The following is a 25296-nucleotide window of genomic DNA, read 5'->3' on the forward strand; positions in this document are numbered from 1 at the left end:
GACTTATCGGCTGGTCAGGTCGCTTGTCTGCCCAATCAGGGGGTCGGTGACGCCTTCCTGCCCGGTTTCGACCCGACCGGCATACCGCTGTTCAACCTCCGGAAAACCATCGATCAGCACGCTGATATCGTACCAGTTGTGGCTGCGGTTCAGGTTCAGAGTAACCGACTGCCGGGCGCCCGACAGGCCTGCCCTGGCCAGACTGACCGACTGTTCGCCGGTCTGGTAGGCGTTATCCCTGAGCCGCACCACGTACGGGCGGCTGGGGTCCGGGTTGTGTAGTTCCATGACGAGATGGCCCGTATACTGCTTCCGGGCGTTCTGTTCGTAGCGGCAGTCGATCGTTACCGGTGGATGAGCGCCAGTGCTGCTAAACGATCGAAAGAAGCCGTTCGGCCCGTATACGCTCAGGTGGAGCGGCTCGCTGAGCGGCCACTCGTCGGTCAGTGTATCGCCGGGTGATACGGTATACGAACGGAAGCGCACATCGTCCTGTAGGTGCTGGTGCACCTGGAAGGCGGTACCAGCCGCCCGTTTGCCGAATACGGCATTGTCGGCGGTCAGCTTCAGCATAAACCGGTCGGCCTGGCTGTACCCGTCGGCATATAGTTCATACGGCAAGGCACAGGACGATCGCATGCCTGCTTCCTGGCGCGGCATCCAGGGCGACAGGCTGGGGCGCTGGCTGGCCTGCCGGGCTTCGTCGGGCGAGAGCGATTTGTAGTTGGTCGGTACGTCCTTGAACTGGGCCTTGTGAATACCTTCGATAAACGGCTCGCGGGGCAGGAAAGTCGGTAGTCGGAGCGACTCGCCCCGGTAGGGCCGAAAGGCCGACGACAGATCGCCACAGACCGTCCGTCGCCAGGGGCTAATGTTCGTTTCCCGGATCGGTTTGCCGGTTTTGTGGCTCACGAAATTCTCGAGAAAGCGGAGCGTCGAGGTATGGTCGAACACTTCGGAGCAGACGTATCCGCCCCGGCTCCAGGGCGACACAATAACGAGCGGTACCCGATAGCCCAGTCCGATGGGCCCGGTTCGGCCTTTGGGCCCGCGGCTCTTTTCCTGCTCGGCCGTAACAAACTCCAGCCGGGTGTCGATGCCCTTGCTGGATTTACCGGTCTGCGGCCGGTCGGGGTGCGCCGGCACCAGCGGAGGAACATGGTCGAAGTAGCCGTCGTTTTCGTCGTAGGCCAGAATGAAAATGGTTTTTTTCCAGACGTCGGGGTTCTGGGTCAGTATGTCGAGCATCTCTGACAGGTACCAGGCGCCATACCAGGGGGCGGAGGGGTGATCGGAGAAATTCTCCGGCGCCACTACCCACGAGACGGTGGGCAGCGTCCGGTTCTTCACATCGGCCCGAAACTGGTGTAGCACGTCGCCTTTGGGTACGGTAACCTGCCGTTCGGTGGTGCCGTCCTGGTATGTCAGCGTGCTCAGCTTCCGGTAGTCGGGATCGCTGGTGTTGGTCGTAAAGGCCCGCTGGCAAAGCTGCTGGTCGCGCGCTGATAACTGGCTAAACTTCTCGGGGGCGTAGGTAACCAGATCGGCTTTAACCTGGGCCTGGGCTTGCTGCTGCTGCTGAAGTTTTTTTTGTACGCTGGCGTAGGTCGGGTCGGCGGGCGTCAGGGTGCTGAGCTGGGTCTGGAGGCTGGCAATACGATCGGGAATGGCTTTTTCTTCGCGCTGGATAAAGGCATAATAGGCCGGGTGAAACCGAACCCGGAACTGCGAAAACCATTCGATGGGGTTGTCGGTGAAGTTGCCGAGCCAGCCGTCTTCGTCGCCCTGCAGCCCGGTGGGCAGGCTGATCTCGTTCTGGTATATTTTCCAGGAAACGCCATGGTCCTGCAGCCGTTCGGGAAAGGTGGTCCAGCTTACTTCGGCGTCGTAATCTACGTTTTCGTTACGAACCAGAGCCGGGGCTTTTGGGTCGCGGGGGTCGCGCAGGGTGCCGCTCCAGAAATAAAGCCGGTTGGGGGTCGTGCCCGTCAGTGAGGAGCAGAAGTTCTGATCGCAGACGGTAAAGGCATCGGCCAGCGCGTAATAGAAGGGTAAGTCCTGCCGGTTGTAATACCCCAGGGTCAGCGGCATGCTGGCGTATTCTTTTCGGCCCGATCGTTTGGCATCCAGCCACTTGTCGAACTTGCCGTCATGTCGGGCATCTACCTGGTCGGTCCAGGAGTGGGGCAGCGAACTCATCCAGGTAGCTTTGGTATCGTGGATGTTGAGCCGGAACGGCGCGTAGGTTTCCCCGGCTGCGTTGGTCTGGAGCCAGACTTTGTTGCCGTTGGGCAGGGTGATGGCCCGCGGATCGTTAAAACCCCGTACGCCCTGCAGCGAGCCGTATATATGATCGAAAGAGCGGTTCTCCTGCATCAGAATAACCACGTGCTCCGCGTCCAGGTAGGTAGTTCCCGGCGACGGGTCGATGGCCAGCGCTTTCTGAATAGAGTCGGGCCAGGTACCCGACAGGCTGGTGGCCAGTAAAGCGGCTTTTCTGATAAACTCCCGTCTCGAATCCATACCAGTAGAAAGGGGTAAAATGAAAGGGGTAAAAGTAATGTAAGCCCCGAATACTACCAGCGATCGGGCATTATGAAACTGTTACCTGAGGAGTTGATAAGGGCCGGGCCGTATGCAATCAGGGAGGTATTCCGCGCAGAGATTCCGCGGAATACCTCCCTGATGAGTCTGATCCGTTTCTCAGGTCACCCCTTATTTTCGGGTAGAGAACTGATAGATCGTAGTGGTTTTGTACGTCTGACCGGGGCGTAGCGTCGTTGTCGGGAAGGCGGGCTGATTGGGCGAGTCGGGGTAGTGTTCGGTTTCCAGACAGAAGCCGTAGCGTTTTTTGTAGGGGTTGCCTTCCCGACCCGTTACGGAACCGTCGAGGAAGTTGCCCGTGTAGAACTGTACGGCTGGCTCGGTCGTCTGTACGTCCAGCACCCGTCCGGTGGTTGGCTCGAAAACGGTAGCCACCGACTTCAGACCCTGGCTGCTGTCGGCAAATACCCAGCAGTGGTCGTAGCCCAGGCCGTATTTGATCTGGGTATCGGCGGTGTCGTCGATGCGGTCGCCAACGCGGGTCGGTTTGGTGAAGTCGAACGGGGTGCCGGCAACAGCCTGGAGCTGCCCGGTCGGGATCAGCGTCTTATCGACGGGTACGAACCGGTCGGCCTTGATGGTTACTACGTGGTCGAGAACGTCGCGCTTAGCCCCGCCGGTCAGGTTGAAATAGGTATGGTTGGTCAGGTTTACGATCGTGGGTTTGTCGGTCGTGGCTTCGTAGTCGATCCGGAGGGCGTTGTTTTTCTGAAGCGTGTACGTTACGGTAACGGCCAGGTTGCCGGGGTAGCCTTCTTCGCCGTCTTTGGCGGTGTAGGTCAGTTTCAGCGCGGGTTCGTCGCCCTCAACGGGCGTGGCTGTCCAGAGCACCTTATCGAAGCCGACCTTTCCGCCGTGCAGGTGGTTCCCCATATTGTTGGTTGCCAGCGTGTAGGTCTGCCCGTCGAGGGTAAACTTACCCTTGGCGATCCGGTTGCCGTAGCGGCCCACCAGCGCTCCGAAAAACGGATTGTTTTTACGGTACGTGTCGAGTGAGTCGAACCCCAGCGTGACGTCGGCAAACTGGCCGTCTTTATCGGGGGCGGTCAGGCCCACCAGAATGCCGCCGTAGGTCGTTATCCGGGCCGTCATGCCGGCTTCGTTACGCAGGGTGTACAGATCGACTGGGCGACCGTCGGGTAATTGGCCATAGGCCTGTTTGTCAATAGTCATCGTTTGGGTATTCGTGGTTTTTTTAGACGCGCAGGCATTCAGGAGCGTCAGCGCGCCGAGGGCCATCAGGCCGACATACTGAGAAAAACGGTTCATGGGTGACCAAGGGGTTTAGGCGTTGGGATGGGGGCGAACCAGCAGGCCGGTGCGCCCCGACTGACTAGCAGCCCTGTCCGTAGTAGGCGTTCGTGCCGTGCTTGCGCTGGTAGTGCTTGTTACGGAGGGTATCTTTAATACGAGCTGTGTTGGGGTTGATCTGTAACGTCAGGTAAGCCATACGGGCTACTTCTTCCAGTACGGCTGCGTTGTAAACCGACTTTTCGGCGGTCTTACCCCAGGTAAACGGGCCGTGGTTCTGCAACAGCACCATCTCGACCTCGGTATGCGAAAGGCCTTTTTCCCGAAACACGTCGAAAATCTGGTTACCGGTCTCGTGCTCATAATCGCCTTCTATCATGGCGTCGGTCAGGACGGGCGCACACGGAATGTCGTGATGGGTATGGTCGGCATGGGTGGTTCCGAAAATCGGAATGTCCAGACCTGCCTGGGCCCAGGCCACCGCATGGGTGCTGTGGGTGTGGGTAATGCCGCCAATGTCGCTCCAGGTTTTATAGAGCAGCGCATGGGTTTTGGTATCGGACGACGGCCGCAGGGTGCCTGCTACAACGCGGGCGTCGTAATCGCAGATCACAATGTCGTCGGGTGTAAGAATATCGTACGACACCCCACTTGGTTTGATGGCAAATACGCCCCGCTCGCGATCTACCGCGCTGACGTTGCCAAAGGTAAACAACACCAGCCCCAGCCGGGGGAGCTGCATGTTGGCCTCGTAACATTCTTCCTGTAAGGTCCTGTACATGGAGTTGCTTATTGAGTGATTTGTCTCTTGAGTGATGGAGTGAATGGTGATTGAGTGATGAGTAGCTGGCATGGCCAACTTTATCACCATCGCTTTATCGCCATTCACTCCATCAACAGACCCTCGTTATTTCATTTCCAGCACGACTACGGAGACCGGGGGGAGGGTTACGGTCAGGACGTCGCCGTTGCGGGTAGCCCCGTTGAACGAAACGGGTTTTACCTTGTTCGGCTGCTCGAAGGTGTTATGATCCTGTACTTTAGCCGATGTCAGGATGCGGCCCGTCAGGCTGCTGGCGCTTACGCCCTTCAGGTTGACCGTAACGGTTTGCGGCTTCCCGGCGTCGATGTTGACCAGCGAGATATGTACTTTACCCGCCTGGTCGCGCGAGGCCGATGCGGATATGGCCGGGAGTTTGTATTTGCCTGATGTATAGTCTTCCGTTTTGAGGTCGATGGGCAGCATCGTCGCGTCCTGGTGTACATTATACATTTCCAGCACGTGGTACGTTGGCGTCAGCAGCATCTTGTCGCCCTTTGTCAAAATCACGGCCTGGAGTACGTTCACGGCCTGGGCCAGATTCGCCATTCGTACCCGTTCCGCGTGTTTGTGGAAGATGTTCAGCGTGGCACCGGTCAGAATGGCATCGCGCATGGTGTTCTGCTGATACAAAAATCCCGGGTTCGTCTTGGGTTCGACCTCATACCAGGCGCCCCATTCATCAACAACCAGGGCAATCTTCTTCTGGGGATCATACTTGTCCATGATTTCCGAATGCTTCTGCACGAAGGTGTCCATCTTCAGGGCTTCGTTCATCGTATGGGCGTAGTCGGTTTCGGTAAATTCAGTAGCCGACCCTTTCTCATTCGGTCCCCAGCCAAAGGTAGAATAATGGTGGAGGGCTACGCCTTCAACCATTTTGCCGGGAATATTTTTCATCAGCGTTTCGGTCCAGTTAAAATCATCTGAACTGGCACCCGATGCAATCCGGAAGATGGTTTCTTTACCCACCTGAGAACCCATGAACGTAGCGTACTGGCGGTAAATATTGGCGTAATAATCGGCCGTCATGTTGCCGCCACATCCCCAGGCTTCGTTGCCAACACCCCAATAGCGTACGTTCCAGGGGGTTTTGCGCCCGTTTTGCTGCCGCAGGGTAGACATGGGGCTATTGCTGGGAAAATTGACATACTGCACCCAGTCGCTCAGGTCCTGTACCGTTCCGCTGCCTACGTTACCGGCCAGGTAAGGCTCGGTTCCGAGCAGTTCGCACATATTCAGAAAGTCATGGGTACCGAAACTGTTGTCTTCCGTTACGCCCCCCCACCAGGTGTTCACAATCTTGGGGCGTTTGGCTTTCGGGCCGATGCCGTCTTTCCAGTGATAGGTATCGGCAAAACACCCGCCCGGCCAGCGCAGGTTGGGGATTTTCATCTTTTTGAGAGCCTCGATCACGTCGAGCCGCACCCCGTTTTTGTTCGGGATTTTTGTATTGGCCTCGCCCACGTAAAAGCCATCGTAGATACAGCGGCCAAGGTGTTCGGCAAAGTGGCCATAGATATGGCGGCTAATAACGGTCTTGCCGTCGCTGGCGTTGATCGTTACGCGGTTCTGCGCCGTAGCCGACAGGGTCAGTGCCGCGAGCAGAAGAGGAAGCAGTTGTTTTTTCATAAAAAGTGGGTTTATGTAAAAAGGCGTGTAGAGACACAACCGAATTGGCGGCCGGGCCCTGGCGTCTCCTGTCCGGATGGTTTTGCTGCTATGACCGTGCTCCGCGTCGTCACCCTGGTCCGCGTCCCGGTGGGGACACGGACCACTTGTGGGTCGGGAATACCATCCGGGTCGGCAACGGGTTACCGGCGGTAGGCGGCTTCGCTCCAGCGGAGTTCGTTTTTCAGCTGGCGCAGTTTCGTTTGGCTATCGATCACGACGAGTTCGACCCCGAAAATGTCGGCGAAGTCCTCGATATGGCTAGTGGTCAGGTTCTGGCTGAATACCGTATGGTGAGCGCCCCCCGCCAGTATCCAGGCCGCGCAGCCGGTAGCCATGTCGGGCATGGGTTTCCAGAGGGCGCGGGCAACGGGCAGTTTCGGCAGGGCCTCCGTAACGGCTACGGCTTCTACCTCGTTTACGATGAACCGGAACCGGTTGCCCATATCGACCAGCGATACGTTGATGGCCGGGCCGGCCGGTGCGTTGAATACCAGCCGAACCGGATCTTCCTTGCCACCGATACCGAGCGGGTGAACCTCGCAGCTGGGCTTGCCATCGGCAATGCTGGGGCAGATCTCGAGCATGTGGGAGCCCAGAACGAGCGGGTTGGTCGGGTCGAAGTGGTACGTATAATCTTCCATGAACGAGTTGCCGCCCGGTAGTCCAGCCGCCATCACTTTCATGACGCGTACCATAGCCGCCGTTTTCCAGTCGCCCTCGCCCGCAAAGCCGTAGCCATCGGCCATGAGCCGCTGCGACGCAATGCCGGGGAGCTGTTTCATACCGTACAAATCCTCGAAGGTGTCGCTATAGGCGCCAAACCCGCCGTCCTGCAGGAAGGCCCGCATCCCGATCTCGATCCGGGCTGCGTCGCGCAGGGAGCTGTGTTGTGCGCCACCCCGCTGCAGCGAATCCATCAGGGTATAGCTGTCGGCATACTCGGTCACGAGCCGGTCGACGTCGGCATCGGTGACCTGATTGATTACCGTGACCAGATCGCCAATGCCGTGGGTGTTGACCGACATGCCGAAGGTCATTTCGGCCGCTACCTTGTCGCCATCGGTAACGGCTACCTGGCGCATGTTATCGCCAAACCGGACTACCTTCAGGGTTTTCAGCTCGTGGGCGGCTACGGCTACCCGCGCCCAGTCGGCCAGTTGCGCAACGACAGAGGCTTCCTGCCAGAACCCTACCACCACTTTGCGGTTCAGGCTCGGTCGGGCCTGATGCATGCGGGTCATCATGAAGCCAAACTCCCGGTCGCCGTGGGCCGACTGGTTCAAGTTCATGAAATCCATGTCGATGTCGCCCCACGGAATGTCGCGGTTAAACTGGGTATGGAGGTGGAGCAGGGGTTTGTTGAGGATCGTCAAGCCCCGAATCCACATTTTGGCGGGCGAAAAGGTATGCATCCAGGTGATGACCCCGATACAGTTCGGTGCTGCGTTGGCGGCCTGGCAGATGGCGTAAATCTCGTCGGTTGTCTTGACTACGGGCTTAAATACAATCCGTACCGGCATGTCGGCGGCCCGATCGAGAAATTCGGCAATCGCCTGCGAGTGTGCATCGACCTGCTGCAGGGTCTCCTCCCCGTATAAATGCTGGCTCCCTGTAATGAACCAAATCTCAAACTGTTTCAGGTTAATCATTATGAACGTTGTACTGATTTTGACGGATGAATAATGAACGTTGCCGTGGTTTCGCCGACCACGATGTAGAGACGCAACCGCCCGGCGGCCCGGCCTTTGCGTCTCCTGTCCGGATGGTTTAGGGTATCGACCGCTCAGCCCGCAATGAAACCGCTCTGTCCGGCCGGAAAGCTACTTATACGGCACTGGCCGCCAGGGGTTGGCGGGCTGGGGTGCCTTCGACAAAACCGCCCAGCTTCAGGTATTTCTGGTAGAGCGTTTCGTACAGGGCTACCCGCTCGGGACGGGGCTGGTACTGGGCGTCGAAGCCCGATCCCATAGCCCGCTGCGCCGATTCCAGCGAGGGATGAACGCCCGCAGCTACCGACGCACACATGGCCGCCCCCAGCGCACACGCCTGGTCAGCCTGCGCTACCTGAATGGGCTGGTTCAGTACATCGGCCAGGGTCTGCATCACGAAGGGCGATTTCTTGGCAACCCCCCCAATGGCAATCACTTTACGAATCGGCACCCCTTCCTGAATAAACCGATCGACGATGCTGCGCGATCCGAAAGCCGTTGCTTCGACCAGGGCTTTGAACACCCGAGCCGCATCGGTGCCGAGGTTGAGGCCGGTGATAGCGCCCTTGAGCGTATGGTTGGCGTCGGGGGTCCGGCGTCCGTTTACCCAGTCGAGCGCAATCAGGTCGTTTTCCGTAACGGGTAGCCGCGACGCCTGTTCTGACAGGTACGGAATGAGCTGGCGGTTCAGGGTGTCGGCGGCTTCGGGGCCGAGCAGGTCGCGCACGGGGCCGGTCAGCAGGCGCGCAAACCAGGCGTATACATCGCCGAAGGCCGACTGACCCGCTTCCATCCCCAGCATGCCGGGCGCCACCGACCCGTCGACCTGGCCGCAGATACCACGGATGAGCCGATGCCCGATCTCTTCGTTGGGCGCCATCAGAATGTCGCAGGTAGAGGTGCCCATGATCCGGACGAAGGCATACGGCTCAATTTCGGCACCGACCGCGCCCATGTGCGCATCGAAAGCACCAACGCCCACGACTACCCCGGCCGGTAGCCCCAGCTTCTGAGCCCATTCGGCCGAGAGCGTACCCATCGGCTGATCGGCGGTGTAGGTCTGGGTGAAGAGCCGGTCGCGCAGACCGCTCAGCAACGGGTCGAGCTGCGTCAGAAACTCATCGGAGGGCAGGCCGCTGAACTCGTCGTGCCAGAGTGCTTTGTGCCCGGCCGCACAGCGTGACCGCCGTAGCGTCAGCGGGTTGGTCTGCCCGGTCAGCGTCGCCGAGATCCAGTCGCAGTGTTCAATCCACGAAAACGCATGCTGCCGCACGACCTCGTCGACGCGCAGGGTACGCAGGATCTTGGCCCAGAACCACTCTGACGAGTAGATGCCCCCAACGTACTTGGTGTAGTCGGTATCCCAGTGGTGGGCCAGCTGATTGATTTCATCGGCTTCGCGGTTGGCCGTGTGGTCTTTCCAGAGAATGAACATACCGTTCGGGTTCTCGGCAAAGTCGGGACGCAGCGCCAGCGGGAGTCCGGTTTCGTCGACAGCAACGGGCGTTGAGCCGGTCGTATCGATCGAGATACCGACTACCTGCTGCCGCACGTCAGCGGGGGCGTTGGCCAGCGCGCCGGTAATGGTAGCTTCGAGCCCTTCGAGATAATCGAGCGGGTGCTGCCGAAACTGCGACTGCTCGGGGTCGCAATAGAGCCCCTGTTTCCAGCGGGCGTATTCGTGTACGTGTGTCCCTACGGTTTCGCCGGTATGGGCGTTGACCAGCAGGGCCCGTACGGAGTCGGTGCCAAAATCGACACCCAGAACATATTGATTTTTCATAGCAATGATAGTCGGGCCAGGAAAGAGTGGATACGTAATCGTTGGTTAAGTGCCTGATAATTCGGCCAGCTCGGGCAGGAACGTGTAGTAGCCGTCGAGGTATTTCCGGTAGCGGTCGCTATTGAGCGTGTAGAGCTGCCCCTTTTTGGTGACGGAGTTGGTGTCTTTTTCGCCGGTGCTCAGCAGCAGGTCGGTAGCCATGATTTTGCGGCTGAAATTGCGCCGGTCCAGCTGGGTGCCGTAGATGGCTTCGTAGAGCTTCTGCAGCTGCGGAACGGTGAACTTGCTGGGCAGCAGCTCGAAGCCAATCGGGTGCAGCGCGGCTTTGTAACGCAGCCGTTGCAGCGCCACGGTAACCATCTGGTCGTGATCGAAAATAAGGGCGGGCTTACTGTCCAGACTGATCCAGGACGCGTTGTGCGCCTGAATGGCTGCTACATCCTGATCGGCAATGTTGACCAGCGAATAATAGACCACCGAAATGGTACGCTCAACCGGGTCGCGGTACACGGTGCCGAACGTCTGTAGCTGTTCCAGGTAGTTATTTCGCAGGCCCGTCAGGTTGTACAGAATCCGGCCGGCAGCTTCTTCGAGGTCTTCGCCGTCGTTCAGGAATCCGCCCATCAGCGACCATTTTCCGTACTCAGGCTCGAAGTTTCGTTTGATCAGCAGCAACTTCAGCGATTCGCCGTCGAACCCGAAGATGATACAATCCAGCGCCACCAGAATGCGGGTGTTGTGTTGATAAACGGCCATGATGGGATAAGGCAAAAACGTGTGTTTTTGACACAATTCTAGGTTGGTAAAAGCAATTCTCCAACTAGTTCTACCATTTTTTATACATTAGCATACTGGCGGCTGGCCCCCTGTACTGTACCATTCATCTACTCCTACCTATCTAATGACTGCACGACTCCTGATTGCATGGCTTGGTTTTTCATGGTCCAGTGTCTGCGCGCAGCAGATCGTTACCATTCATTCGCCAAACGGGGCTGTTGCGGTGTCGGTCCGGCAGGGCGACGCGGGGGCTGTTTCGTACCAGATTCAATACCGAAACAAGCCGGTCATTACGCCCTCGGGCCTGGGGTTTGTGTTGAACAAGCCAAAGCTGACCCTGAACCGATTCGATATCGTATCGGTCGATTCGTCCCGAACAGACGAAACCTGGAAACCGGTTTGGGGTGAGGTGAGCCAGATTCGTAATCACTATAGAGAGCTGCTCGTTGGCTTACAGGATAAGTCAGGCTCGGGAGTTGGGCTTCGGGTTCGGTTTCGGGTGTTCGACGATGGGGTCGGGTTTCGGTATGAGTTTGCCCCGCAGAAAGCGCTTACCCATTTTATCGTGGCCGATGAGCTGACCCAGTTTACCCTGTCGGCCGATCACCAAATGTTCTGGATGCCGGGCGATTATGACTCGAACGAATACCACTACAACAAAACCCGGCTCTCGGAAGTCGACGCCCTGGCTGCGGCCAGCCGGGAAAAAGACATTGCTCTGAAGTCAGTCATCGGGCCGAACGCGGTGCAGACGCCCCTGCTGCTGAAAACCGCCGACGGGCTATACATCAGCCTGTACGAAGCGGCTTTGCTGAACTACCCGGTCATGCATCTCCAGCTCGACAAACAGGCCCTGCGGCTGACCGCTCAGCTCGTGCCCGATGCCGTTGGGAATAAAGCGTATCTGCAAACCCCCCACAACGGCGGACCAGCCCAAACCCCCTGGCGAACGGTAATTGTTAGTGACAAGGCCACCGATCTGCTGGCGTCTAAACTGATCCTGAACCTGAATGAGCCATCGACCATTGCCGATCCGTCGTGGATCAGGCCACAGAAGTTCGTAGGCATGTGGTGGGAGATGCACATCGGGAAAGCCACCTGGGAGAAAGCGGGCGGAAAGCACGGGGCCAACACCCGGAACGTAAAGAAATACATTGACTTTGCGGCCAGACACGGCTTCGACGGGGTATTGGTCGAAGGCTGGAACGAGGGTTGGGAAGACTGGTTCGGCAACTGGAAAGAAGAGGTATTCGATTTTGTGACGCCCTACCCGGATTACAACCTGGATTCGCTGACGGCCTACGCCCAGCAGAAAGGGGTTCGGCTGATCATGCACCACGAAACGTCGGGTTCGGTCACGAATTACGAACGCCGGATGGATGCCGCGTTTGCCTTCATGGTAAAGCAGGGCATCAATACCGTAAAGACCGGCTACGTGGGGCCTATTATTCCGCGGGGCGAACACCACGACGGGCAGTGGATGGTGAACCACTATCAGCGCGTTGCGCAGAAGGCGGCTCAGTACAAACTGATGGTCGACTCCCACGAGTCGGCGCACCCTACGGGGCTGCACCGCACTTACCCGAACTGGATGGCGAGCGAGGCTGCCCGCGGCAGTGAGTTCAATAACGCCCCAACGCTGGGCATCGCGCCTGAGCATACCACCATTCTGCCGTTTACCCGCCTGATGGGCGGGCCGATGGATTTTACGCCGGGTCTGTTTCGGTTCAAGCTGAACCAGTTCGACAGCACCCGCACGCAGGCGGTGCGAACCACACTGGCTAAACAGCTGGCGCTCTACGTTACGTTGTACAGCCCGCTCCAGATGGCCGCCGACCTGCCCGAAAATTACGAAAAGCACCTCGACGCGTTCCAGTTTATCCGGGATGTGCCTGTCGACTGGGACGATACCCGAATCCTGGCCGCCGAACCCGGCGATTATGTCATGATTGCCCGGAAAGAAAAGGGAGCCGCCAACTGGTACGTAGGGGCCATTACCGACGAAAACAGCCGCGACCTGCTGCTGGACCTATCGTTCCTCGAATCCGGCCAAACCTACGAAGCCGTACTCTACCGCGACGCCCCCACCGCCGACTGGAAAACCAACCCCGAAGCGTATATTATTGAAAAGAAAGCCGTTACGGCTAAAACGAAGCTCATGCTTCATTTGGCGAAAGGGGGCGGGTGCGCTGTGCAGCTTGTACGAAAGTAAAAGTTGTTCAGGACAACCTTTAAAAAAGGACATCACCCTGAAATGATAACTTACTATCAGAAACGGAGCCATTCTAGTTGAAGGCCAATACGCTGTACAGTATCCTGCAAAGGGAGACCCGACCTCTGAAAAGCTGGCGAGTTGTACCTACGTTTGAATACAGGCCTTATTGAGAGACCTATATCCTACTATTTATGCGTAAATTATTCTGTAAAGACGTTTTCTCGTAAAAAGTAGCTTGGCTTTTCAGGAGCTATATCGACTAATTATAAACTTTACAGACTTACTCATAGATCAATAACGAAGAATAATAATATTTCAAATTGAAAAAGTTATAATAAATTACAGTGAGCACGACAAAGTTTTCGTATATTAGGGAATTATGCCCAATACTACCGAGCGACAATACTAACTTCAACATACTGGAAAACAGACCCAATTTTTTAGTAAATTTGACCGATGACAGCACAGGAAAAAGAGAAATATAAAGCGGACTTTAAGAAAGCACTTGACAATTTTACGACCAAGTTGGAAAAATACGTTTCTACCGACAATGGCGACTGGTCGGTCAAAGGCTTCATAGACGTTTACAAGAATATCTACACAATCTCATCTGACACCAAAATTGTTTCAAAAATCCTTGAAATACATATCTTTCCTCAAATCCTTCAATTTGCTGGCGAAATCGGATATAAAATTATACTGACTGAACACCAAAATTATTATCCCGACTTAACATTTATTAGTAAAGAAAACGAAGAGGTAAAATTTGCCGTTGATTTAAAAACAACTTATCGGAAGAAAAACGGTATTTCAAGTTTCACTTTGGGAAGCCACGGTAGCTATTTCAAGGAACGAGATAAGAAAAAGAACATTCAATTCCCTTACAACCAATATTTAGGACATTACTGCCTTGGCGTTATCTACACACGGACAGACATAAATGCTGACGATCCTACGGATACGGAAATCTATCAAGTTCAGGAACTTCAAGAAGAATATGAAACACCAAACAAGAAAGTAGGTGAACGAGAGGTAACCTCCGTCAAAAACTTAAAGTCTATCACATCTGTAATTAAGGACTTTGATTTTTTCGCAGCCGAAAAATGGAAAATTGCCAGCGACAAACAAGGATCGGGTAACACTGCAAACATTGGTTCTACACTGAGCATTAACGACTTGCGAAATGGAAATGGCGTATTCAGCCAACTTGGAGAAGAATGGTTTGACGAATATTGGATAAATTTTGGGGCTGCAACGATGGTCAAAGAAGGAAAGACCACAAAAATAACCAACCTCAAAGACTTCTTAGAATTTAAAGGCAGAACGGATTTGTGGGCTAAAATTGTAACAAGAAATTCAAAAGATTAAGTCATGAAAGTTATTGTTCCGCCAATAAAAAGTCAAGGTATTAAAACCAAACTCGTCCCTTGGATAAAGGATTTGGTAAACATAGCCAATCAAAAAGGAAAATGGATAGAACCATTTCTAGGAACTGGCGTAGTTGCATTTAATTCAGGTTATAAGAAAGCAATCTTAAATGATACTAATCCTCATATAGTTGGCTTCTACAAAGGGATACAGAGCAAAGCTATTTCTGCACCTTTGATGAAACAATATTTGGAGCAAGAAGGCAAACTGTTAAGCGAAGCTGAAAACAATGGCTATGAACATTATCTAAAAGTTCGTTCGCGGTTTAACAGTGGAGAATTTTCACCTTACGATTTTATCTTTCTGTCACGTGCAGGTTTTAATGGGATGATGCGTTTTGGCAGCAAGGGTAACTGGAATATTCCTTTCTGTAAAAAACCAGACCGTTTTGCACAAGCATACGTAACTAAAATTACTAATCAGGTTGCAACGGTTTCTCAAATTATTCAACCTGAACCTAATTGGACATTTTACAACAAGTCGTTTGCTGACATCATTCCGCTGGCGACAGAAAACGACATTATTTATTGTGACCCGCCCTATTTCGGCAGGCATGTTGACTATTATAACGGCTGGACAGAACAAGACGAAGAACTATTGTTCAACCAGCTTTCAGAAACCAAAGCAAAATTTATTCTCTCAACTTGGCATCATAACGACTGGCGGGAAAATGAAATGATTAATAAGTTCTGGAGCAAGTTCAACATTGTTACCAAAGACCACTTTTATCATAATGGAGGCAGTATTGAAAACAGGCGGACAGTTGTGGAAGCTCTCGTTTGCAACTTTGACACAGACCAAATAGACCAACACAATCACGGACAGAAAACAAAACCAAAAGAACAACAATTGGAACTAGTTTGGGCTTAACGACAAGAAGCACTGGGCATAATATGATATTGGCGTTATAAGGACTGACAGTCAAGTGCTGAATATTTGTATTTCAATTTAGCTTTTGTGCAAGTCTGGGCTGCCGCTTCTTGATTTCCCCACCATCGGTAACAACAGTTCGTTACGTATCAAGCCTAGATGACTGTAATCAAAACGAAAATTGACAAAAAAAATAGACATATCGTAAAGAATCCTGGCCCGGCAATTGATATAAACGATCGATCTGAAACTAGTTGGGAGAAGATGACTAACGTAAAACTGGATAAGTGAGCGACAACTATCATCATCTCAAGGGCGAGTTATTTAGCGTCGTCCCTAAGTCAAGCAGGATATATACAGGCTGCCTGTAGTCACTACAACTTGCGGGCTGACAGGCCAATTACGGGCTGGCCTTCGAGCAGGGGCACCCAATAAGCCTGCCCGAACTCATCGACACCACCCGGCGATACGACCAGCGGGTGCCACTGAATGTCGGTCAGGCCAGCCTGCCGGAGGGCGGTTTCGTGGGTCGCTTTTTCCAGGTGGTAATTGGTAACGGCAATAGGCGATCCGTTGGGCTGATAGAAGCGATAGATGATCTCGGCCCCCTCGCTATAGCTGCTGTTTTCGCGGGTAAACCCATACGGAAACATCATCTCGACGGGAGCGCGGTAATCGGGGTTGCTGTTGATGGTCACGAACCGGCCGCCCGGCTTAAGGTGGCGGGCTATTACGGTAGCCATTCGGGCCAGTTCGTCGGCGGTGCGGGCGTAGTTGAGCAGGTAAGTGGCTGTAACCAGATCGAATGACTGATCGAGGTGTAGCGTGAGCGCATCCTGACAGATATAAACCAGTCCCAGCGGATTAGCCGCTTCGGCCTCGCGGGCCAACTGGATCATACCGGCCGAAATATCGACCCCGGTTACCTGGGTCGCTCCCCTTAGTTTCAGCTGTCGGGTGTAAAAACCCTCTCCGCAGGCTAGATCAAGCACATCCAGGTTCGTCAGGTCGCCGACCAGCTCGAAGAAGGTGTACGACTCGGCCTGCTTTCGCCAGGGGAGCATTTTTGAGGCCTGGTATTCTTTGGTAATGGTATCGTAGTTTGTCGCCACGGTTTGCTGGTCGTTTAGGAAGGTATGGGGCTATAGGTCAGCTCAATATACGCTGTAAACCTGCATAATTCCGTTGCGTACCCGGGTTAAGGTTCAGGCTACGGCAAACCGGGGTGGCCGACCCGACAACGGCCTGTGTTTCTGATTACTCAGACAGGGGCTACCGGCTGTTTGCCCACCTGCATCCGATATAGGACAAGCGCCAGCAGAATTGCACAGGCTATACCAGGTATTGGCCAGTTGAGCGGCTGTTCCGGTGGTGTTTCAACAAGGGTGTGCTGGTCCGCTTTCAGCGAAACCACAAAGGCGTTTTCGTCCTGAAGAATACAGGTTTTGGTAGGGGTGGCGGGCGTTTGTATGGTCAATACGCAGTACTGGTTTTTCAGCGTACTGAAGCCGAGGTGCCGGAGCTGTAATGTCTGCAGCTGATCGGGCATGCCGGTTACCTCGAACCGGACGTCGGTCTGGTGGCCCAGCCGGATCATGCCATGCGCCAGCTGGATCGTTCGGCCCGAACCGGCCTGTATGTGAATCGTATGCCGAAGGTGTTCAATGATTTTCTTTTGAAACGCATCGGCGTCGAGCTGGTCGATCCCCTGATCCGGGTAGCTGTTTTGGAGTTCATACTGGAAAGCCGCGAGGCTGGCCCCGATGTTCAGGGTCCATGTCTTGTCCTGGCCCTGAACGAGAGCCATGGTAGAAAGCTGCGGATTATGGGCCCGGACGCCCAGCGACGCAGTGAGGAAAAGAAGTAGGACAATACGCGCCATGACCAGTTGATCGGATACGGGCTGCGCTGTTGGTGAGAGGCAGCTCCTGAGTTTCCTGAATTACAGACTGACGGAGAATGACCCCTGGGCACCTCTGAATCCTGTAATGAAGCGGTTGGCGCCGGGGGCCGCTACGTGGTAATGGTACCCTCGGGTTGCGTCGTAATGGCCCCGGTTGGCATCCAGATCGGCAGGTTCTTTACCGCTGGTATCGAGCAGTTCATACATACCGTATCCGTCCATGGCATACCCGATCATAGCCGCATGACCATCGGCCTGGGCTATTTTTTTGCTCTTGCCGGTAGCCGCATGATAATGGTAGCCCGCAGCCGTATTGACGTGCCCCCCCGCATCGTCCATAGGCGCCAGGGTATGAGCTCCTAATATGGCGGAGGTTGGCGCAGGCGGGTCGAAATTGACCCCGTTAAACGCGATGCCCACAACAGCTCCCATCCCCCCGATCGAAGCCGGGCTGCTCAGCTTCACGGGCTTCACCGGTATGTAATAGGTTTTTTTGATACCCGCCGAATAAGACGGCTGGCATTCTACGCAGTAGTTGTTGTAGGCCGGATCTACGTTGGGGCGGGCGGCTGCTTCACAGGCCGCTTTGGTAGTGGTCACTTTAATAGTGCCGTCGGCATTGTATAGTTTCCAGAACGCGTCGTTGTAGAAGGTAGCCAGATTCTGGATAAAAGCCCCGTCTACATCGTATAGCTTACCCCCTTCGAACCATATACCCCCTTTGCTGGCATCGTCGGTAATCGTAGTCGGACACCAGGGCCCCATCGTATGGTCTGTTGGGGTGTTGTTGGTCACAATTTTGTAGCATTCGGCCGAGGTGCCGTTGCTCAGGGTCCGGGTAACTTTGGTAATGGGTTCGGCAAGGCCGGCGGCTATGAACAGGGTGGGGTCAACGGCCACCGTAACCGCATCCGCTGTTGTATCGGACGGGGTTGGGTCGTTATCCTGACAACTAATTACGAATAAGGCAATGGTTGCGCTCAGCGTCAGGGTTGCCAGGCTCAATAAGGGTCGGTTCATGGTCTTGCAGGCAGGCGATTTAGTGTCGCTATACCTCCCTGGACGACTTTTCTCCGCAACTCCTACGGCCTCCCCCAAAAAATAGGGGCCGACACAGGTTTCATTCCGTGTCGGCCCACAAGCTGATTGCGTTGGTTTAGTCGGTTTCGAGCAGGCCCGCCGAGTAGAGCCGGCTTTGCATAACGGCCGCAATGGCCTGAGCACGCAGCAGCGCTTCGCGGGCGCGTTCGCCGGCAAAGCAGTCGGTCAGGGTTTGCGTAAAGAGGGCCAGCCACCGGTCGAAGTGGGCGGGGGTGATGGGGGTTTTGCGCGCCAGATCAACGTGAGCCCGCATGGGGTTTCCCTGGTAGCTGCCATCGCCCCCGAGCAGCAGATTGGTCCAGAAGGCATTGATGCGGGGCAGGTGCTCGGGCCAGTTGACCTGGGCTACACCATCGAAAATATAGCCCAGGTCGGGGTCCTGCCGAACGCGCTCGTAGAAACGATCCAGCAGATACGCGATGTCGGCTTTGGTGTCGATGTCGTGCAGGACGGGGGCTGTTGTATCAGTCATGAGGAAAAGGCTAGAACCCTAATACTACATATAAGCTTCGTCGCGGCCGAGCCGAAGCTTCAGCACGCCCATCCGGTCGAGGAGCCGGATAAGCGGATAAGCCGGGTCGAACTCGTGCCAGCGGAACCCGCCAAAGTTAGGGCGTCCGCCAAACTTGTGGTGGTTGTTGTGATACGATTCGCCCATCATCAGAAAATCGAACGGCAGCAGATTTTTAGCCGTATCGGCCAGTTCGAAATTGGTGTAGCCGTAGCGGTGGGCATACCAGTTGATAATAGCGCCGTGGACCGGCCCCATCAGGAAATGAACCGGCAGCAGCAGAAATAACCAGGGGGAGGTCGCAAACTGAATGTAGAACAGGGTGTAGGCCGTTCCCCAGGCGAGCCGCACGGGCCAACGATCGCCCAACCGTTCCATCCATTCCCAGTTCGGTACTCCCTTTTTGAACTTCGCCGGAATCGAGTCGCGGTTGTTCAGGATATCGTTGTAGAAAATCCGCGTTTTCCACATCATGTCGAAGAGGTTTTTGGAATACTCCGGCGAGTGCGGATCGTGCTCGGTGTCGGCATGGGCGTGGTGCAGGCGGTGCATGATGCCGTACGCGCGCGGACTCAGGAACGACGACCCCTGTCCGATAAAGGTCAGCACGTAAAAGAACCTCTCCCAGCCGGGACTCATGGTAAACATCTGGTGGGCTGCGTACCGGTGCAGAAAAAACGTTTGCATCAGCACCGAGAGGTACCAGTGGCCCAGAAAAAACGCAAGAATAAGCATGAAGTACAAAATGGTGTCGGCCGGGTGGGGGTACGCCATCACCACCGGACCGATCGGCGGTTAGATTAAGTTAAGCCGTACCAGCCCCGACAGGAACTGATAGCAGGTAGCGCGTACGGTATTGAATTCGTCGTTGAGGAGGGAAAAAGAAAGAGGAAGGGCTTCGTGACGACCAAACAGCTTCTCGTGGCAGATGGCCCCGCAGGTGCTGCTGGTGCATAAATACATACTGCGAATCTGTCTGAACCGGCCTTTCAGTCGAAACAGCTGTCCGTAATAGCGGACGGCCCGGCTGTGTACCGCCTGATAGGCAGGCTGCTCCAGCAGGTCGGCCAGCAGGCCCAGCAGCCCGTCAATGTCCGCTTCGTTCATCGACAGCGCAGCGGTCCAGCGCTGATTTTCCTGACGGCAGGTCAACAAAGCCGTTATGGCTTCGTCGGACGGAGGTGGGGTGGGGGCAGCTTGCATGGAGAGGTGGTTTCAGATCAATTCTGGCTGTAAAACTCCGCCCCCCGCCCAGCCTTATCCCTGATGTACGTCAGCCCACCGGATGAGTTTTGTTACGGCGCTGTTTCGATTGTCCGCACAAAACGTTCGTTTCTGAACAAGGCCTGTCCGATTCCGTACAGCGTATTAATGGGGTTTTGGCGATAAGACGTTGATAGTCAGTGGGTAAATTTTGTGGCACGTGGTTTGGCATATAAGAGGAGAACAGTAAACAACATTCAAAACACATAAAGCCATGATCACCACAATCCTCCAAACCAGCGCCCTGATGGGCTTCAAGAATCTGATGGGCGGCCTCCTTATCGGCGCCACCACCTTACTCGGCAATCCGGACAAACCGGCTAAGCCGATGTCGTTCGATGCCAGCGTATACGTAACGAAGCAGGGTAAGATCAAACTGTCTATTCAGAAGGTGGCTCCCGGCTCCGTATCCGTTGCGCTCCTCGACCAGAAGAACAACGTGCTGTTTGCGAACCGGGTCGCCAAAAAAGAGATGAAAGCCGCCCTGCTCTTCGACATGAGCGAGGTAGAAGATGGTTTGTACACGCTGGAAATAAGATCGGACGAAGGGGTTATTCAAAAGCAGGTCAACCTGGGCACATCGAAGTCAGAACGCCTGGTTGCGATTAACCTACAGTGACTGATTGCTCCTGTTATCGCCCTCCTCATCATTGACTACTGGCTAGCTCCCGACGGCCATCCCCATTGGAACAATAGTTTATCGTAGGTTAAGATTAACACTCGAAAGGTTGGCTCGCACTGCGGCCAACCTTTTTTTATGCGTTGTTTTCGCAGCCTGCCCCGTAGAGACGCGACCCTTCGCGTCTCGTGTCCGGATGGTTTTACCGTCTTGTCGGGCTGGTATTGTTGCTGAAGCGGATGAGACGCGAGGGATCGCGTCTCTACGGGGGAGATGGTTTTACCGTCTTGCTGGGTTGGTCTTGTTGCTGACGCGAATGAGACGCTAGGGCAGTCCGCCGTTGCGCCGGGCCGCCGTTGCGGTCGCGTCTCTACGGGGGAGATGCGACGCCTACGGTTAGGCTGCGTCGTTCCAGCAGGAGCACGTCGCGCCAGACGCCCTGCCGCTGGCCTAGTTTTTCGCGGTAGCCTACCGTACGGAAGCCCGCCCGGTGGTGCAGGGCAACGCTGGCCAGGTTCTCCGGGAAGATACCGGCCTGCAGCGTCCAGAACCCCTGGGCTTCGCTGTCGATAATGAGTTGCTCGAGTAGTTGGTGACCAATGCCTTTGCCGCGTTCGCTGGCCCGCACGTACAGGCTCACTTCGGCAACACCGCCGTATACGCAACGGCCCGATACGCCGGAGAGCAGCGCATAGCCAACGAGCGTGCCGCCCTGCTCCGCAACCAGCTGGGGAGCCGACAGGTAGTGCTGGGCCATTACATCGGGTGGGGGCGCTTTTGTCTCGAACGTAGCGTGGCCGGTGTCGATACCCTGTTGGTAGATGTCGGCCAGGGCGGGCCAGTCGGCGGGCTGTACGGGTCGGATGAGTAGCATAAACACATGTAAGGAAAGTAGGTGACGGGCGGGTAGGCTAAAGATAACGATTCTCTAAGGGATCGCAAGAAGGCAATACTAGCTGATTACCACTTCACAAGTGCGCGAGCCCCCAGCTGAATTTAATCAGCCCGATGTCTGATCAATCTCATCGTTGACCCGGTCAGCGACACTCACTTTTGTGACTGTCAAACGCCAATGGGTATGTCAGTTCTCTTTTTTATGATCGGAATTAGTCTGTTGATGGCCCTGGGGTTTCTGGGTGCTTTTGTCTGGTCGATGCGTACCGGACAGCAGGACGATCTGTATACACCGTCAATGCGGATGCTGCTCGACGACGCCCCGCCCGACCAACCGGCCGCGTCGGGTACCAAAAGCCCACTGCCCGCTGCGTCCCTGACGCCCAGCCCTACCTGTCGGATTACCTCTAAAATCACCGTTACTGCCGTATGAACGCTACGACGAACCAACCCCCTCTGATCATCTCTCCCGATAGGTCGGCTATTGGGCAGCCCCCGCCGGGGGAGCACCGCCCAGGCCAGCCACCTGTGGCCGAGCGATTTACCTACGACAATGCCATTGTCCGCAATTTTGCCGTGGCCACCATTATCTGGGGGGTTATTGGTATGCTGGTGGGCGTCATCGTGGCTACGCAGCTGTTTGCGCCAGCCGCCAACCTGGGTAACCAGTATACTACCTTCGGGCGTATCCGGCCGCTGCATACCAACGCCGTCATTTTCGCCTTTGTCGGCAATGCCATTTTCATGGGCGTTTACTACTCCCTGCAACGGCTCTGCAAAGCGCGTATGTTCTCCGATCTGCTCAGCAAGCTTCACTTCTGGGGCTGGCAGCTGATTATTCTGTCGGCGGTGGCAACGCTGCCCCTCGGCATCACGACCTCCAAGGAGTACGCCGAGCTGGAATGGCCCATCGATATTGCCATTACGCTGATCTGGGTGGTGTTTGGGATCAACATGTTCGGTACCATCATCAAACGGCGCGAGCGGCACCTCTACGTGGCCATCTGGTTCTACATCGCCACCTTCGTAACCATTGCCGTGCTGCACATCGTGAACTCGATGGAGATGCCCGTTACGTTCCTCAAAAGTTACTCGCTCTATGCCGGTGTGCAGGATGCGCTGGTGCAGTGGTGGTATGGGCATAATGCCGTAGCGTTCTTCCTGACAACGCCGTATCTGGGTATGATGTATTACTTCCTGCCCAAAATGGCCAACCGGCCCGTGTACTCGTACAAACTGTCGATTCTGCACTTCTGGGCGCTGATTTTTATTTACATCTGGGCCGGTCCGCACCACCTGCTGTACAGCTCGCTGCCCGACTGGGCCCAATCGCTGGGGGTAGTGTTTTCGATCATGCTCATCGCACCGTCGTGGGGCGGTATGATCAACGGGCTGCTGACCCTGCGCGGGGCCTGGGATAAGGTTCGTGAAGATGCCATCCTGAAGTTCATGGTCGTCGGGCTGACCGCCTACGGGATGGCCACCTTCGAAGGTCCCATGCTGTCGCTCAAGAACGTCAACGCGATTGCGCACTTTACCGACTGGATCGTGGCTCACGTACACGTTGGGGCCCTGGGCTGGAACGGCTTCCTGACGTTTGCCATGCTGTACTGGCTCATCCCGCGTATGTATCACACCCCGCTGCATTCCAAGCGTCTGCTCAACCTCCACTTCTGGATCGGCACGCTCGGTATTCTGTTCTATGCGGTGCCTATGTACATCTCAGGGTTCACCCAGGGTATGATGTGGAAAGAGTTTACGCCGGAGAGCACGCTACGGTACAGTAACTTCCTCGAAACAACGCTGCAGCTGTTGCCCATGCACCGGATGCGGGCCATCGGCGGAACGTTCTACCTGGCCGGGGCGATCATCATGGCCTACAACCTCTTCAAGACCATGGCCGCTGGTACCCTTACCGCCAACGAACCCGCCGAAGCCATGGCCCTGCCCAAAGCCTATACGCCAACGGGTGGCGATACCTTCTGGCACCGCTCGCTGGAGCGCAAGCCGTTCCCGCTGCTGGTTGGCTCGCTGGTGGTGATCCTGATCGGGTCGCTGATCGAGCTGATTCCGACCTTCATGGTCGAGAGCAATGTGCCCACTATCGTGGCGGTGCAGCCTTACACGGCGCTCGAAGTGGAAGGGCGCGATCTGTACATCCGTGAGGGGTGCGTCGGTTGCCACAGCCAGCTGGTTCGTCCGTTCCGCTCCGAAACCGAGCGCTACGGCGAGTACTCCAAAGCGGGCGAGTTCGTATATGACCACCCGTTTTTGTGGGGTAGTAAGCGAACCGGACCTGACCTCCACCGCGAAGGCAGCAAATACCCCGACTCCTGGCACTACCACCACATGCGTGACCCGGAATCGATGTCGCCGGGGTCTATCATGCCGCCCTACCCCTGGCTGCTCGAACAAAAGCTGAACGTGGCCAGCACCTCTGCCAAACTCAAAGCCCTGCAAAGCGTAGGCGTGCCCTATGACGACGTAACCGTTCGTTACGCGGACGAAGACCTCAAAAAACAGGCTGCCGAGGTCAGCAGCCGACTCGCTAAAGACGGCATCAAGGTACCCGCCGACCGCGAAATCATAGCCCTCATTGCCTACCTGCAACGCCTGGGCACCGACATCAAAAAAGCAGAAACCGCTGTAAAGTGAGTGATGAGCGATGAATGATAAGCGATGAGCGTCACCGTGGTCCGTGTCCCCACCGGGACGCGTAGTCGGACCACCCATTCATCGCTCATCACTCCTCACTCATCACTAAAAAATCGACTGCCATGTTCAAGCAATTCATTGACAAGATTCCCGGGGCCGACGTCTACATGGTCGCTTCGTTTCTGACCTTCTTCGTCTTTTTCGTATTGGTGGGGCTGTATCTGTGGCGGGTCGACAAAGGCCATATGGGACAGATGAGCCGCCTGCCGTTCGATGATTCTCCCACCGATTAACCGACTGTATTCCATGAACCTGCATTCTATTTTACTGGCTGCCGATCCGGGAAAATCCATCTGGAGCCTCCAGACCGGCGAAGAGCTCGTACTCCTTGTCGTGGTTATTTTGCTGCTGACCGGTATGGTTATCGTCGGCGTGGTGGCCCTGTATCTGCTGCTGACCCTGCGGAAGATGGTAACGCCACCGGCCGCCACCCAGCCCCGCGATACGCGTACGCTCTGGCAGCGCTTCACCGGCCTGCACGCACTCAGTCAGGAGAAAGACCTGATGATGGACCATGCCTATGACGATATTCACGAACTCGACAATCCCACTCCGCCCTGGTTCATGGGCCTGTTCTACGGGACGATCGCCTTCGGGGTCGTATACCTGCTCATCTTCCACGTTATCGGTACCGGCGATCTGCAAACGGCCGAGTATACGCAGGAAGTAGCCCTGGCCGACCGGCAACGCGACGCGTACATCAAAAAAGTAGCAGGCTCGATCAACGAAAATACGGTGGCCGTAGTCGGTGATGCCAAATCGCTCGACGCGGGCAAGGCGGTATTCATGCAAAGCTGCGTAGCCTGCCACGGGCAGCAGGGGCAGGGGGGCGTGGGACCTAACCTCACCGACGAATACTGGCTGCACGGCGGTTCTGTAAAGGCTATTTTCCATACCATCAACGAAGGCGTGCCCGAGAAAGGAATGATGTCCTGGAAGAAGCAGCTTAACCCGTTACAGGTGCAGCAGGTAGCCAGCTTCATCTTATCCCTGCAGGGTACCAAACCGGCGGGCGCTAAAGAACCACAGGGCGACAAAGAAGCTCCCGCTGCCGCCCCCGCCGATAAACTGGCAACCCGGTACTAATGCAGCCAGCTCCAGCGAGGCCCGCGCGTGACAGAATAGGCATCAGCGCCGGTCAGTAATCCATACTTCAGCC

Annotated in this window: 22 protein-coding genes; 8 read left to right on the forward strand and 14 right to left on the reverse strand. The window is 55.6% G+C overall.

Features of this window, described 5'->3' with window-relative positions:
- Window positions 1-3: 3 nt before the first annotated feature.
- The 7 genes from FBR45_RS18090 to FBR45_RS18120 all read right to left on the reverse strand — a co-directional run bounded on the left by FBR45_RS18090 (window position 4) and on the right by FBR45_RS18120 (window position 10597).
- A complete protein-coding gene (locus tag FBR45_RS18090) occupies window positions 4-2523 on the reverse strand; it encodes a phosphocholine-specific phospholipase C (RefSeq protein WP_138504860.1) in 2520 nt (839 codons plus the stop codon).
- A gap of 192 nt (window positions 2524-2715) precedes the next feature.
- Window positions 2716-3873 (reverse strand): aldose epimerase family protein, encoded by a 1158-nt coding sequence (locus tag FBR45_RS18095; protein WP_138504862.1) that lies wholly within the window; start codon window positions 3871-3873, stop codon window positions 2716-2718.
- A 64-nt stretch (window positions 3874-3937) separates the two neighbouring features.
- Window positions 3938-4636 carry an L-ribulose-5-phosphate 4-epimerase gene (locus tag FBR45_RS18100; protein WP_138504864.1) on the reverse strand — a complete coding sequence of 233 codons (699 nt, stop codon included), beginning with the start codon at window positions 4634-4636 and terminating at the stop codon, window positions 3938-3940.
- A 126-nt stretch (window positions 4637-4762) separates the two neighbouring features.
- On the reverse strand, window positions 4763-6307 hold the full coding sequence (locus FBR45_RS18105) for an alpha-N-arabinofuranosidase (RefSeq protein WP_138504866.1): 1545 nt from the start codon (window positions 6305-6307) through the stop codon (window positions 4763-4765).
- A gap of 182 nt (window positions 6308-6489) precedes the next feature.
- Window positions 6490-7998: an L-arabinose isomerase gene (araA, locus tag FBR45_RS18110; RefSeq protein ID WP_138504867.1), complete on the reverse strand. Its 1509-nt coding sequence runs from the start codon at window positions 7996-7998 to the stop codon at window positions 6490-6492.
- 175 nt (window positions 7999-8173) lie between these two features.
- Window positions 8174-9841 carry a ribulokinase gene (locus FBR45_RS18115; protein ID WP_138504869.1) on the reverse strand — a complete coding sequence of 556 codons (1668 nt, stop codon included), beginning with the start codon at window positions 9839-9841 and terminating at the stop codon, window positions 8174-8176.
- 45 nt (window positions 9842-9886) lie between these two features.
- Entirely contained in the window at window positions 9887-10597 is a 711-nt protein-coding gene (locus FBR45_RS18120) for an NUDIX hydrolase (RefSeq protein WP_138505347.1), read from the reverse strand.
- A 145-nt stretch (window positions 10598-10742) separates the two neighbouring features.
- On the opposite strand from FBR45_RS18120, the gene FBR45_RS18125 reads away from it, so the two are divergent.
- The 3 genes from FBR45_RS18125 (at window position 10743) to FBR45_RS18135 (ending at window position 15131) form a co-directional block, all read left to right on the forward strand.
- Window positions 10743-12830: a glycoside hydrolase family 97 protein gene (locus FBR45_RS18125; protein WP_138504871.1), complete on the forward strand. Its 2088-nt coding sequence runs from the start codon at window positions 10743-10745 to the stop codon at window positions 12828-12830.
- 459 nt (window positions 12831-13289) lie between these two features.
- Entirely contained in the window at window positions 13290-14201 is a 912-nt protein-coding gene (locus FBR45_RS18130) for a type II restriction endonuclease (protein WP_138504873.1), read from the forward strand.
- Between the two features lie 3 nt (window positions 14202-14204).
- Window positions 14205-15131 carry a DNA adenine methylase gene (locus FBR45_RS18135; protein WP_138504875.1) on the forward strand — a complete coding sequence of 309 codons (927 nt, stop codon included), beginning with the start codon at window positions 14205-14207 and terminating at the stop codon, window positions 15129-15131.
- Between the two features lie 374 nt (window positions 15132-15505).
- On the opposite strand, the gene FBR45_RS18140 is transcribed toward FBR45_RS18135, so the two are convergent.
- The 6 genes from FBR45_RS18140 to FBR45_RS18165 all read right to left on the reverse strand — a co-directional run bounded on the left by FBR45_RS18140 (window position 15506) and on the right by FBR45_RS18165 (window position 19849).
- Complete coding sequence (locus FBR45_RS18140; RefSeq protein WP_138504877.1) at window positions 15506-16243, reverse strand: class I SAM-dependent methyltransferase; 738 nt, start codon at window positions 16241-16243, stop codon at window positions 15506-15508.
- 149 nt (window positions 16244-16392) lie between these two features.
- Window positions 16393-17013 carry a hypothetical protein gene (locus FBR45_RS18145; protein ID WP_138504879.1) on the reverse strand — a complete coding sequence of 207 codons (621 nt, stop codon included), beginning with the start codon at window positions 17011-17013 and terminating at the stop codon, window positions 16393-16395.
- 60 nt (window positions 17014-17073) lie between these two features.
- Window positions 17074-18054 (reverse strand): YHYH protein, encoded by a 981-nt coding sequence (locus FBR45_RS18150; protein WP_138504881.1) that lies wholly within the window; start codon window positions 18052-18054, stop codon window positions 17074-17076.
- 136 nt (window positions 18055-18190) lie between these two features.
- A complete protein-coding gene (locus FBR45_RS18155; RefSeq protein WP_138504883.1) occupies window positions 18191-18607 on the reverse strand; it encodes a group III truncated hemoglobin in 417 nt (138 codons plus the stop codon).
- Window positions 18608-18631: 24 nt separating this feature from the next.
- On the reverse strand, window positions 18632-19381 hold the full coding sequence (locus FBR45_RS18160) for an acyl-CoA desaturase (RefSeq protein WP_138504885.1): 750 nt from the start codon (window positions 19379-19381) through the stop codon (window positions 18632-18634).
- A 60-nt stretch (window positions 19382-19441) separates the two neighbouring features.
- A complete protein-coding gene (locus tag FBR45_RS18165) occupies window positions 19442-19849 on the reverse strand; it encodes a hypothetical protein (protein WP_138504887.1) in 408 nt (135 codons plus the stop codon).
- 274 nt (window positions 19850-20123) lie between these two features.
- On the opposite strand from FBR45_RS18165, the gene FBR45_RS18170 reads away from it, so the two are divergent.
- Window positions 20124-20528 (forward strand): hypothetical protein, encoded by a 405-nt coding sequence (locus FBR45_RS18170; protein WP_138504889.1) that lies wholly within the window; start codon window positions 20124-20126, stop codon window positions 20526-20528.
- 370 nt (window positions 20529-20898) lie between these two features.
- Here FBR45_RS18170 and FBR45_RS18175 read toward each other — a convergent pair whose 3' ends face one another.
- Complete coding sequence (locus tag FBR45_RS18175; RefSeq protein WP_138504891.1) at window positions 20899-21402, reverse strand: GNAT family N-acetyltransferase; 504 nt, start codon at window positions 21400-21402, stop codon at window positions 20899-20901.
- A gap of 204 nt (window positions 21403-21606) precedes the next feature.
- Between FBR45_RS18175 and ccoS the strand changes: the two genes are divergently transcribed.
- From ccoS to FBR45_RS18190, 4 genes are all read left to right on the forward strand, one after another.
- A complete protein-coding gene (ccoS, locus tag FBR45_RS18180; RefSeq protein WP_138504893.1) occupies window positions 21607-21855 on the forward strand; it encodes a cbb3-type cytochrome oxidase assembly protein CcoS in 249 nt (82 codons plus the stop codon).
- The gene (gene ccoN / locus FBR45_RS18185; protein WP_138504895.1) at window positions 21852-24077 is read left to right on the forward strand and encodes a cytochrome-c oxidase, cbb3-type subunit I; all 2226 of its coding nucleotides are present in this window, start codon (window positions 21852-21854) and stop codon (window positions 24075-24077) included. The genes ccoS and ccoN overlap by 4 nt, the downstream gene beginning before the upstream one ends.
- A 122-nt stretch (window positions 24078-24199) precedes the next feature.
- A complete protein-coding gene (locus tag FBR45_RS26425) occupies window positions 24200-24370 on the forward strand; it encodes a hypothetical protein (RefSeq protein ID WP_165358915.1) in 171 nt (56 codons plus the stop codon).
- 13 nt (window positions 24371-24383) lie between these two features.
- Complete coding sequence (locus tag FBR45_RS18190) at window positions 24384-25223, forward strand: cbb3-type cytochrome c oxidase N-terminal domain-containing protein (protein WP_138504897.1); 840 nt, start codon at window positions 24384-24386, stop codon at window positions 25221-25223.
- Window positions 25224-25296: the final 73 nt, after the last annotated feature.

Origin of the sequence: Spirosoma lacussanchae, assembly GCF_005870035.1 — a bacterium.
Classification (GTDB): domain Bacteria; phylum Bacteroidota; class Bacteroidia; order Cytophagales; family Spirosomataceae; genus Spirosoma; species Spirosoma lacussanchae.

Coding starts and splice junctions, on each gene's coding strand:
- FBR45_RS18095 (WP_138504862.1), bottom strand. CDS start 3,873: ATGAACCGTTTTTCTCAGTATGTCGGCCTGATGGCCCTCGGCGCGCTG.
- FBR45_RS18150 (WP_138504881.1), bottom strand. CDS start 18,054: ATGAACCGACCCTTATTGAGCCTGGCAACCCTGACGCTGAGCGCAACC.
- FBR45_RS18125 (WP_138504871.1), top strand. CDS start 10,743: ATGACTGCACGACTCCTGATTGCATGGCTTGGTTTTTCATGGTCCAGT.
- ccoS (WP_138504893.1), top strand. CDS start 21,607: ATGTCAGTTCTCTTTTTTATGATCGGAATTAGTCTGTTGATGGCCCTG.
- FBR45_RS18115 (WP_138504869.1), bottom strand. CDS start 9,841: ATGAAAAATCAATATGTTCTGGGTGTCGATTTTGGCACCGACTCCGTA.
- FBR45_RS18190 (WP_138504897.1), top strand. CDS start 24,384: ATGAACCTGCATTCTATTTTACTGGCTGCCGATCCGGGAAAATCCATC.
- FBR45_RS18175 (WP_138504891.1), bottom strand. CDS start 21,402: ATGCTACTCATCCGACCCGTACAGCCCGCCGACTGGCCCGCCCTGGCC.
- FBR45_RS18105 (WP_138504866.1), bottom strand. CDS start 6,307: ATGAAAAAACAACTGCTTCCTCTTCTGCTCGCGGCACTGACCCTGTCG.
- FBR45_RS18120 (WP_138505347.1), bottom strand. CDS start 10,597: ATGGCCGTTTATCAACACAACACCCGCATTCTGGTGGCGCTGGATTGT.
- FBR45_RS18170 (WP_138504889.1), top strand. CDS start 20,124: ATGATCACCACAATCCTCCAAACCAGCGCCCTGATGGGCTTCAAGAAT.
- ccoN (WP_138504895.1), top strand. CDS start 21,852: ATGAACGCTACGACGAACCAACCCCCTCTGATCATCTCTCCCGATAGG.
- FBR45_RS18100 (WP_138504864.1), bottom strand. CDS start 4,636: ATGTACAGGACCTTACAGGAAGAATGTTACGAGGCCAACATGCAGCTC.
- FBR45_RS18130 (WP_138504873.1), top strand. CDS start 13,290: ATGACAGCACAGGAAAAAGAGAAATATAAAGCGGACTTTAAGAAAGCA.
- araA (WP_138504867.1), bottom strand. CDS start 7,998: ATGATTAACCTGAAACAGTTTGAGATTTGGTTCATTACAGGGAGCCAG.
- FBR45_RS18165 (WP_138504887.1), bottom strand. CDS start 19,849: ATGCAAGCTGCCCCCACCCCACCTCCGTCCGACGAAGCCATAACGGCT.
- FBR45_RS18160 (WP_138504885.1), bottom strand. CDS start 19,381: ATGCTTATTCTTGCGTTTTTTCTGGGCCACTGGTACCTCTCGGTGCTG.
- FBR45_RS18135 (WP_138504875.1), top strand. CDS start 14,205: ATGAAAGTTATTGTTCCGCCAATAAAAAGTCAAGGTATTAAAACCAAA.
- FBR45_RS18145 (WP_138504879.1), bottom strand. CDS start 17,013: ATGGCGCGTATTGTCCTACTTCTTTTCCTCACTGCGTCGCTGGGCGTC.
- FBR45_RS18155 (WP_138504883.1), bottom strand. CDS start 18,607: ATGACTGATACAACAGCCCCCGTCCTGCACGACATCGACACCAAAGCC.
- FBR45_RS26425 (WP_165358915.1), top strand. CDS start 24,200: ATGTTCAAGCAATTCATTGACAAGATTCCCGGGGCCGACGTCTACATG.
- FBR45_RS18090 (WP_138504860.1), bottom strand. CDS start 2,523: ATGGATTCGAGACGGGAGTTTATCAGAAAAGCCGCTTTACTGGCCACC.